The 10,756-nt window shown below is 52.7% G+C and carries 5 protein-coding genes; 4 read left to right on the top strand and 1 reads right to left on the bottom strand.

Going from position 1 to position 10,756, the window contains the following annotated elements; genetic code table 11:
• Position 1 precedes the first annotated feature (1 nt).
• The 4 genes from RNAN_RS17370 (at position 2) to RNAN_RS17385 (ending at position 9,287) form a co-directional block, all read left to right on the top strand.
• The gene (locus RNAN_RS17370) at positions 2 to 2,506 is read left to right on the top strand and encodes a heavy metal translocating P-type ATPase (protein WP_008224221.1); all 2,505 of its coding nucleotides are present in this window, start codon (positions 2 to 4) and stop codon (positions 2,504 to 2,506) included.
• A gap of 691 nt (positions 2,507 to 3,197) precedes the next feature.
• Positions 3,198 to 4,529: a TolC family protein gene (locus RNAN_RS17375; protein WP_008224224.1), complete on the top strand. Its 1,332-nt coding sequence runs from the start codon at positions 3,198 to 3,200 to the stop codon at positions 4,527 to 4,529.
• A gap of 11 nt (positions 4,530 to 4,540) precedes the next feature.
• Positions 4,541 to 6,172, top strand: a complete 1,632-nt coding sequence (locus tag RNAN_RS17380; RefSeq protein ID WP_008224226.1) for an efflux RND transporter periplasmic adaptor subunit — start codon at positions 4,541 to 4,543, stop codon at positions 6,170 to 6,172.
• A complete protein-coding gene (locus RNAN_RS17385) occupies positions 6,165 to 9,287 on the top strand; it encodes an efflux RND transporter permease subunit (protein WP_008224228.1) in 3,123 nt (1,040 codons plus the stop codon). The genes RNAN_RS17380 and RNAN_RS17385 overlap by 8 nt, the downstream gene beginning before the upstream one ends.
• Positions 9,288 to 9,394: 107 nt before the next feature.
• Here the strand turns inward: RNAN_RS17385 and RNAN_RS17390 are convergent, their stop codons facing one another.
• Positions 9,395 to 10,519 carry an ISAs1 family transposase gene (locus RNAN_RS17390; protein WP_008224229.1) on the bottom strand — a complete coding sequence of 375 codons (1,125 nt, stop codon included), beginning with the start codon at positions 10,517 to 10,519 and terminating at the stop codon, positions 9,395 to 9,397.
• Positions 10,520 to 10,756 lie beyond the last annotated feature (237 nt).

Here is a 10,756-nt window from a genome sequence, read left to right on the forward strand (position 1 = left end):
AATGAGCAGTGCAATGCAGCATAACAAAAGTTTGGCAAGGTTTACGGTGCCTGGCATGGGGTCGGATCACTGTGCCGGCATAGTGAAAACATCTTTAAATCGCTTGGGTGGTATCGGTGAAATTACCACTAATATTGCAGCGCATCGGGTCGAAGCTCACTATGACGCCAACGTGTTAACTTTGGCTCAGCTTCGCGGCGCCATTGAAAAAGCGGGATATGATGTTGCATCTGCCACAAACTTTGGTTCAGGGAAAAAAGTACAGTTGATTGTGCCTGGTATGGGCTCAGATCACTGTGCGGGAATTGTGCGCGAATCATTACAGCGGCTGCAAGGCATAGAGGACATAGAAACGAGTATTGCCAGCCACAAAGTATACGTAACGGTGAATGATGGTGGGCCAGATGCTGAACAACTTAAACAAGCAGTAGAAAAGGCGGGATATGACGTGGTGCAGTTGTCCGCGGCTGATAATGATGAATCAGATCAGGACATCGAAATTGAGCAGGCTTATTTAACACAAGCCCACAAGCGATTGTGGATAGCCTCGGTTCCAACAACACTGATTATGCTGCTGATGGTGCCTCATATGTTCTGGCAACCCATCCCCGGCTACCTTGCAATTGTTGCAGTTCTGGCATTTCCAGTGGTATTTCTGTTTGGCGGTGCTGCAACTCACAAATCTACCTGGCGTTCACTGACCAATGGCACCTTTAATATGGACGTGTTGATCTCGCTTGGTAGCATTCCGCCTTACATCATTGGGTTGGCTGGCTTTTTTTATTCGATGACTTCATTTATGGAAATGGCTGCCACCATCATGACCTTTCACTTGCTGGGACGTTTTCTGGAAGCCAAGGCGAAGGGTCGAGCCTCTCAGGCTATCCGTAAGTTATTGACTATGGGAGCTAAAACCGCTCGCATTGAACGAGACGGCGCAGAGCTGGAGATACCGGTCAAGGAGTTAAAGCCTGGCGATGTGATGCTGATCCGTCCTGGTGATAAGGTACCAACAGACGGTGAAGTACTGGATGGTGAGAGCCATCTGGACGAATCGATAGCCACTGGTGAATCAGTGCCGGTGTTTAAGGCCGCCGGCGACACCGTCATCGGGGCCACTATTAATAAAGAAGGTCGGTTGCGGGTAAAAGTCACCAAAGTGGGGGCCGATACTTTCTTATCTCAGGTTATTAAATTAGTGGAACAGGCTCAGGGTTCTCGGGTGCCCATTCAGGAATTTGCTGACCGTATGACTGGCCGCTTTGTTCCTATCGTGTTATTTATTTCGCTCGGCAGCCTGATTGTTTGGCTATTGGCTGATGACAGCTTGCGGCCTATGCTGGAGTGGGGGGCCGGCTTTTTACCCTGGGTCGACCCAACTGCAAGCACAACAGTGTTGGCGATACTATCGGCCATTGCCGTGTTGGTTATTGCTTGCCCCTGTGCGTTAGGCTTGGCTACCCCGACGGCACTGATGGTGGGTTCAGGTATTGGTGCAGAGCGCGGCATTTTGATCCGATCCGGTGAAGCGATTCAAACCTTTAAAGACATTAAAGTGATAGTACTGGATAAAACCGGCACTATTACCCGTGGTGAACCCAAACTGACTGAATTGACAACCGCTGACGGCGTGACCGAACAACAATTGCTGCAATGGGCCGCGACAGTAGAAAATGCGTCTGAGCACCCCATTGCCCGGGCTATTGTTGAGGGCGCACGCGAGCGCAATGTAACACCTGGCGAGGTGACTGAATTTCGCTCTACCGGTGCCCGTGGCGTTTCTGGCATGGTTGCGGGTGCGTTCGTGCTGATAGGTAACCGCAAATTGCTCGATGAAGAGGGCGTCACAGGCCTGCAAGCGCTGGATCAGGCATTAGATGAGCTGGAAGGGCGTGGCCGCACCGCTGTGCTGGTTGCGGTTGACGGTAAAGCCTGCGGTGTTGTCGCAGTGGCCGATACCATCAAACAGGAGTCAGTTGCTGCCATTCGTGGCATGCATGAGCTGGGCCTGCATGTGGTGATGATCACTGGCGATAATGAGCGTGCGGCTCGCGCTGTGGCTAATGAGGTTGGTATCGATGAAGTGCAGGCGGGTGTGTTGCCCGCCGGCAAAGTCGATGCGGTGCGCGAACTTCAAAAAAAATATGGCAACTATGTGGCGATGGTGGGTGATGGCATTAATGATGCCCCCGCGCTAAAACAAGCAAATGTCGGAATTGCTATTGGCGCAGGAGCTGATGTCGCCATCGAAGCGGCCGATGTAACCCTGGTGCGGGGCGAGCTAACTGGCGTGGTTGATGCGATGCATCTATCAAAGGCGACCTTTAATAAGATTGTGCAAAACCTGATTTGGGCCAGTGCCTATAACATTGCAGCTATCCCGATTGCTGCGATTGGTTTACTACACCCAATGATTGGGGTCGTGGCAATGACCGCCAGTTCATTATCAGTAATTGGTAATTCATTACTGCTAAAACAGCAATTTAAACGAAAAATAATGTCTTGAACGTTAAAATTTAAAGATGCGTGATCTTAAACATCACGCCGGCGTAGGCAAAATCAATTTGGTGATACGCCATCTATAGGGCCCTGAGTCGCCACATAAAGCCGTCAACACAAAATGGACAGGCTTGCATATCAATTCTTTTGTGAAATTGGGTACGCTGATATTAGTACAAACATATTATAAGTGAGAAACGTTTTGCGTAAAGCTTCATGGTTTTTTTGGCTAATATTAATCACTTTCCTTACCAGGGAAGCGTTAGCCAATGGCTTTGATTCGTGTACTATGTTTCCTGAGCAGATAGTGCACACCACTACAACCTCTCAACACCAAGCTGAATCAGAGCATTCGGCTATCCTTCACAACCTTTTAATCAACCAGTCTGAGCGAGGTTGTTGTACAGATTGCCAACTTGATGCAAATTGCATGATTAGTGGTATTCCGCTAATTTCCCCGCCGCCAGTAAGCATGCTCACCCAGCAATTTACGTCGGTCACAACTTATTTTGCTGATAATAAAGCAGTTCCTCCATCACCTTATTTTCCGCTATTAAGACCGCCAATAACCTAAATCACTTGATTTTAATACGTTTGAGAAAGGCATACTGCAAAGTATTTTGCTAACACTAATAATGAGAGCATGTCGCTTCGTTAGTGGTTAGTTTGCTTTTTGTTAAATTGTTTTGGAGGCACTAATGAACTTGTCAAATGTTACTTTCTTTGTCGTTTTGTCGCTAAGCGTCAGCAATGTTATTGGGTATGCTCAGACGTTTCCTGAGCCACTGAAGTTGGAGCAGGCGGTTGCACTTGCCGTAGATGCTGATCCCTGGCTTACGGGAAGCCAGTTCACTCAGGAAGCTCTCAATGATGAAGCGATAGCCGCGGCGACTTTGCCGGATCCCCGAATGAGCCTGATGGCCGGCAATTTCCCTGTTGATTCTTTTGACATCAATCAGGAAGGCATGACTCAGTTGTCGGTGGGGATCAGCCAAATGTTTCCCCGGGGTGACAGTCTGTCGCTCACCCGCCGACAAAAGCAGCAGCTAGCCGAGCAGCATCCCTTACTAAGGCTGGATCGTCGGGCCAAGGTAGGCGCTACGGTCAGCCAGTTGTGGCTGGAGGTCTTCAAGGCGCAGGAGAGTATCCGGCTGATCGAACAGGATCGCGCACTGTTTGAGCAGTTGGTGGATGCCGCCAAAGCGGGTTACTCCTCGGCGCTGGGCAGGGCACGTCAGCAGGACGTAATTCGCGCGCAGTTGGAGCTGACTCGTCTCGAAGACAGACTGACGATGCTCAGGCAGCAACAGCAAGCCGCACAAAAGCGTCTGACCGAATGGATCGGTGCGCCTGCCACTGCCCCTCTGGCTCCGGTACTACCGACACAGTCTCTTTCCAGGCCACTGTCGGTACCGACCATTAAGCAGTCCAGCGAGCATACGCGCTACGAATGGATCCGTCATCATCCCGCGTTGCGAGCGCTGGACCAGCGTATCGACGCCACGCAAACCGGTGTGGATCTGGCAAAACAGAAATACAAGCCCGAATGGGGCCTGACCGCCCAATACGGCTATCGCGACAACGATCCCATGGGACGCGACCGGGCCGATCTGTTCTCCGTTGGCGTCACCTTCGATCTGCCCCTTTTCACCGGTAACCGGCAGGACAAGGAAGTCAGCGCCGCCGTCAATCGAACCGAGGCCATCAAAACCGAAAAGCACTTGCTTGGTCGTCGGCTGATGGCGGAACTGGAAACCGCGAGCGTGCAACTGGCGCGTCTTGATGAACGCCAGGCGTTATACGCCGATCAGCTGCTGCCGCAAATGGCTGAGCAGGCAGAAGCTTCGCTGACCGCCTACAACAACGACGACGGCGACTTCGCCGAAGCCGTGCGTGCTCGCATTGCCGAATTGAATGCCAAGGTCGACGCGCTCGCCATTGCCGTGGATCGGCAGAAGACCATCGCCCAAATCAATTACCTGCTCGCCGAGGCGTCGTTCGACGATGCACGGCCGGCGAAACCGTTTTAAAGGAGTTCAACATGAATACATTCACCAAAACCTTGCTGGGCACGGCCGTCGGCGCGCTGCTCGGCGCATCCGGCGTCTGGCTACTCGGCAACCCCGATGAGGGGGATATGACAGCAACCGGCGGTGAACGCAAGCCACTTTACTGGGTGGCGCCCATGGATCCCAACTACAAGCGCGACAAGCCTGGCAAATCGCCCATGGGCATGGATCTGATCCCTGTGTACGAGAAATCCGCCGGAGAGGATGAAGCCGGCACCGTCAAGATATCGCCCGAGGTCGTCAACAATCTCGGCGTGCGCACCGCCACGGTTGGGTCCGGGTCTCTGGATCTGGATGTCAAAACCGTCGGTTACGTGCAATACGATGAGAACCGGCTGGTGCATATCAGCCCGCGCGTGGAAGGCTGGATCGAGAAGCTCCATGTCAAGGCCGCCGGGGATCCGGTCAGACAGGGCGACCCCCTGTACACCCTCTATTCACCCACCCTGGTCAACGCCCAGGAGGAATTGTTGTTGGCGTTGAAACGCGACAATCCGGTGTTGATCGGCGCTGCCGTGGAACGGTTATTGGCATTGCAGGTGCCGCGGGCAGATATCGACCGGCTGCGTAAAACCCGCAAGGTCAGCCAGACCATCACCGTTGCCGCGCCGCAGTCCGGGGTACTGGACAATCTCGCGGTGCGTGAGGGCATGTTCGTCAAGCCTGGCTTGAGTCTGATGAGTATCGGCCAGCTAGAACATATCTGGGTGATCGGTGAGGTGTTCGAACGACAGGCAAGCCTGGTCAAGACCGGCGACCAGGTGCGGATGCGGCTCGATTACCTGCCCGGTCGGGATTGGTTGGGCCAGGTGGACTATGTCTATCCGTCTTTGAATGCCAAGACACGTACCGCGCAAATCCGGGTGCATTTCGACAACCCGGACGACTTCCTCAAGCCGGGCATGTTCGCGCAGATGGTCATTGAGACCCAGGCGGGGGCTGAAGCACTGTTAATCCCGCGAGAAGCGCTGATCCGTACCGGCAGCCAGGCGCGCGTGGTGTTGGCGCTGGGTGATGGCAGATTCAAATCGGTGGCCGTTGAGGTCGGGCGTGTGGGCGAACGGCAGGTGGAAATTCAGTCGGGACTCAAAGAAGGGGAACGCATTGTGACCTCCGCGCAGTTCCTGATCGACTCGGAGTCCAGCAAGACCTCGGACTTCAAGCGCATGGCCCAGCGTGATCAGCCGGACGAACAAATTGATGTAGAAGTAGAAGCAGACGCTGATTCCCGCTCAGTCTGGGTGGCCGCACGTATCGACAGCCTGATGCCGGATCACCGCATGGTGACCCTGGAGCACGAGGCCATCCCGGACTGGCAATGGCCCACCATGACCATGGATTTCACCGTCGCTGAGGCTGTGGACATGGATGCGCTCAAACAGGGAATGCGCCTGCATGTGCAGATCACCAATAACAACAGTGGTGGATACCAGATTACCCAAGTGCATATTCCCAATGAGCAAGGCAATGATGCCATGCCTGCAGGAATGGATCACGGTCAGCACGAGGGTATGGATCACGGTGATATGTCGATGCCGGAGCACAGCGAACACCAGGGCATGAACCACGGCGGTCACGATCAAAAGGAGCACAATCATGATTGAATCGATAATCCGTTGGTCCGTCGGTAACCGTTTCTTCGTGCTGCTGGCTACTTTGATGCTGGTGGGGATAGGTCTCTATTCGCTGAAAAACACCCCGGTGGACGCCATTCCCGATCTGTCCGATGTACAGGTCATTATTAAGACCAGTTTTCCTGGGCAGGCGCCGCAGGTGGTGGAGGACCAGGTCACGTATCCACTGACTACTGCCATGTTGTCGGTACCCGGTGCGGTTACCGTGCGCGGTTATTCCTTTTTTGGCGATTCCTTTGTGTATGTCATTTTCGACGAGGATACCGATGCCTACTGGGCACGTTCCCGGGTGCTGGAGTATCTGTCTCAGGTCGCGCCCACATTACCTCCGAGTGCTCGGCCGCAACTGGGGCCGGACGCTACCGGAGTTGGCTGGGCCTATCTCTACGCCCTGGTGGACCGTACCGGCAAGCATGATCTCAGTCAGTTGCGCAGCCTGCAGGACTGGTTCCTGAAATACGAGCTGCAAACCGTGCCGGGTGTTTCCGAAGTCTCGGCGCTCGGCGGCATGGTTAAGCAGTACCAAGTGAAAGTGAACCCGGAAAAACTGCGTGCTTTCAGTATTCCCCTGTCCCTTATTCAGATGGCGATCCAGCGCGGTAATCAGGAAGTGGGCGCCTCGGTGGTGGAAATGGCCGAAGCCGAATACATGGTGCGCGCCAGCGGTTACGTCCAGAGTATCGATGATCTGGCCAACATTCCGTTAGGGTTGGATGTTAACGGTACGCCGCTGTTGCTCAAGGATGTGGCGGATATCGAATTGGGGCCGCAAATGCGCCGTGGCATCGCCGAGTTGAACGGCGAAGGTGAAGTGGTGGGCGGTATTGTGGTGATGCGTTTCGGTGAGAACGCCCAGAAAACCATTGATGGGGTCAAGGCCAAGCTGGAAAAACTCAAGGCGGGTTTGCCCGAGGGCGTGGAGATCGTAACCGTTTATGATCGTTCAGGGCTGATATCTCGCGCCATTGACAGTTTGTGGAAAAGTGTGGTCGAAGAACTCGCTCTTGTGGCGTTGATCTGTGTCATTTTCCTGTTTCATGTCAGGTCCTCACTGGTGGCGGTCATCAGTCTGCCACTAGGTATTCTTACGGCTTTTATCGTGATGTATTGGCAAGGCCTTAATGCCAATATCATGTCATTAGGCGGTATAGCGATTGCGATAGGCGCCATGATTGATGGCGCGATTGTCATGATCGAAAACATGCATAAGCATATGGAACGTACGCCCTTGACGCCAGAGAACCGTTGGAAAATCGTGGCGGCGTCAGCCAGTGAAGTCGGTCCGGCGCTGTTTTTCAGTTTGCTTATTATCACTGTGAGCTTTGTACCAGTATTCACCCTGGAAGCCCAGGAGGGCCGGATGTTCAGCCCGTTGGCCTTTACCAAAACCTATGCCATGGCAGCCAGTGCGGCGCTTGCTATCACAGTGGTGCCGGTTTTGATGGGATATTTCATCAGAGGCAAGGTGGTAGCGGAAAACAAGAATCCCGTTAATCGATTACTGATTGCCGGGTACATGCCCCTGCTGAAAACCGTATTGCGTTTTCCGAAAATCACACTTGCCATTGCGGTTGTGATTTTCCTCGTTGGGATCTGGCCGGTTAACAAGATTGGTAGTGAATTCATCCCCGATCTGGATGAAGGTGATCTGATGTATATGCCGACCACTTATCCGGGGATCTCGATAGGCAAAGCCAGGGAATTGTTGCAGCAGACCGACAAGCTGATCGCGACAGTGCCTGAGGTAAAAACCGTGTTTGGCAAAATCGGCCGTGCCGAGACAGCCACGGATCCCGCTCCGCTGACCATGATCGAGACCTTTATTCAGCTCAAACCCAAAGATGAATGGCGCGAGGGCATGACCACGGAGAAGCTCAAGAAGGAGCTGGATGCGCTAGTGAAATTCCCCGGTCTGACCAACGCTTGGGTGATGCCGATCAAGACTCGCATCGACATGCTGGCCACCGGTATCAAGACGCCGGTAGGCATCAAGGTGGCGGGCGAGGATCTGCGAGAAATTCAGAAGATTGGTCAGCGACTAGAGCAGATCCTCAAGGATGTACCCGGCACAGCCTCGGTGTATTCCGAAAGGGTGGCCGGTGGGCGTTACATCAAGGTGGATATTCAGCGTGCACAGGCGGCGCGCTATGGCCTCAATATTGCTGATGTGCAGCAGGTAATAGCCACGGCCATTGGGGGAATGAATGTGGCGCAGACCATTGAGGGGCTGGAGCGTTATCCGATCAATCTGCGCTACCCACAGGACTATCGAGACTCGCCAGAACAGTTGGCGCTGCTGCCCATCGTTACGCCCAGCGGCCAACGCATTGCGCTCGCCGATGTGGCCAATGTCTATGTGGAGGACGGCCCGCCAGCGATCAAGAGCGAGAACGCCAGGCTGAATGGCTGGACCTTTGTAGATATCGATGGGGTGGACGTGGGCAGCTATGTACAAGCGGCCATGGCAACGGTCGAGCAGCAGTTGGATTTACCGGCCGGTTACTCGGTGGCCTGGTCCGGTCAGTACGAATACATGCTGCGCGCCAAAGAGAAACTGGCCTATGTGGTTCCTTTGACGCTTGCCATCATTATCATTCTGTTATACATGAATTTTCGTAACTTCACTGAAATAGCCATTATTCTGGGAACACTACCACTGGCGGTAATTGGTTCAATCTGGCTGATGTACCTGCTTGGCTATAATTTTTCTGTCGCGGTTGCGGTTGGTTTTATTGCACTGGCGGGGGTTACGGTGGAAATAGGTATCATCATGTTAACTTATCTTAACCAAGCATATCACCAATTGATAGATACCTGTCGTGAGCGTGGAGTGCAACCATTAAAAGAAGATTTGCTCGAAGCTGTGACACAGGGCGCGGGACTTCGTGTAAGACCCGTAATGATGACTACGGTCTCCACTATCGCTGGATTGCTGCCCATTATGTTCAGTTCCGGAACAGGTGCGGAAGTTGTTAGCCGGATTGCGGCGCCTATGGTGGGCGGAATGGTGAGTGCTGTGATTTTAACGTTGTTGGTATTACCCGTCGTGTATTACCTATGGCGCACCCGCTCGCTGAAAGCATAATATTGCCAAACTAAATGGGGCAGACTTGTCTGCCCCTGCCGGAGCTCTGTGGTATAAACCAATAAAGCACCAAAAGCACAAATAGGTCAGGGTGAGATTACGAGTGGTCATTTAATCACCACACTCATGCCAGCTTCCAACACCGCATCAAGATAAGCCTCATTCATCAATGCCTGACGCTGCTTTCTTCTGATACTCATTTTCCGCTTCTCAGCGCGTAACATATTCAAGCCGAAGTGTCGCATCGTGGCAAGATTGGCTGCTGCATTACCACGGTATATCTGGCACGCATCCTCACTTAAGCTCACATCCAGCACCCAGTGCAGTTGGTTTTCAATACACCAATGCTCGCGTACTGCCTGGGACAGCCTTTCTGCGTTAAGGTCGGCTGAGCTGATAAAATAACGTTGCTCTAACACCGCACGCTTGTGCTTTTCCACCCGGTAAGTCGTTGCCATGCCAAGGGTTGTCAGCGCTGGCCACGCAGCTTTGAGTTTTTCCGGTAATTCACTGGCATCACATACCTGGAATTCTCGGTACTCCAAGCGCCCAGGGTTCTTTTCCAGTGACTGCGCTGCACTGTCTTTGTGCACTTTACCCGCAAAGACTTGTGTCACTGCATCGTGCAGTTGACCTTGGTTGCCTTTAACCGTCAGCAGGTAATCAGCTTTTTTATCTACTATCTGCTGCGCTATCTCTTTCTGGCATCCCATTGCATCCAAACTGACCAGGCATCCTTTAAGCTCCAGCAAGTTAAGTAGCTGAGGTATCGCCGTAATTTCGTTGCTCTTCTCGTCCGTTTTAACCTGGCCCATTACCACACCATTGGCGCTGGCAAAGGCGCTAACCATATGAATAGAAGAGCAGCGGTCTTCCCGGTTGTAGGAGCCGCGAAGCGTTTTGCCGTCGATAGCTACCACCAGACCATCAGTAAGCTCTGTACAAGCCTGCATCCAACTGGCGAAGCAACGCTGTAAGGCCTCGCTGTCCAGCAGTGACATCACCCGCGCGATGGTGTCGTGTACCGGCAAACCCAGTTTAAAAAAGCCATGTTCTTGCAGCCAGTCAAAGCGGTTTTCGCCGAAATCTTCAATATCTTCCCAGCCCTCACAGCCAGCAATGACTGCGCAAAGCGTTAAAAACACTACGTCAAACAAGGGGTAAACGACCTTAGCAGCTTGCCTTGGGTCTTCTAATTCTGAAAAGTGCTCTGCAAAAATATCGATGTTCATAAACTGGCTCCGCGTAAAAGCCAGTATCTGATCACAGCTGAAGATCGGGGTCAATCAGTTATGCTAAAGTGCGTACTAAATGTTCGTGATCTTGCCCTGGGTGCCAGTCTGGTGTATACCTATCAAGGTGGAATATCAGCTAAGAAGTAAAGTTGGCGAATGGTTAAGGTTAAAGAGTCAAGGCAAAAAACATCGCGGTAGTGTTCAAAATTCTGTGTCATTTCATTAAACTAAGCG

Source organism: Rheinheimera nanhaiensis E407-8, assembly GCF_000296695.1.
In the GTDB taxonomy this organism is placed as follows: domain Bacteria; phylum Pseudomonadota; class Gammaproteobacteria; order Enterobacterales; family Alteromonadaceae; genus Alishewanella; species Alishewanella nanhaiensis.

Coding starts and splice junctions, on each gene's coding strand:
- RNAN_RS17370 (WP_008224221.1), top strand. CDS start 2: ATGAGCAGTGCAATGCAGCATAACAAAAGTTTGGCAAGGTTTACGGTG.
- RNAN_RS17375 (WP_008224224.1), top strand. CDS start 3,198: ATGAACTTGTCAAATGTTACTTTCTTTGTCGTTTTGTCGCTAAGCGTC.
- RNAN_RS17380 (WP_008224226.1), top strand. CDS start 4,541: ATGAATACATTCACCAAAACCTTGCTGGGCACGGCCGTCGGCGCGCTG.
- RNAN_RS17385 (WP_008224228.1), top strand. CDS start 6,165: ATGATTGAATCGATAATCCGTTGGTCCGTCGGTAACCGTTTCTTCGTG.
- RNAN_RS17390 (WP_008224229.1), bottom strand. CDS start 10,519: ATGAACATCGATATTTTTGCAGAGCACTTTTCAGAATTAGAAGACCCA.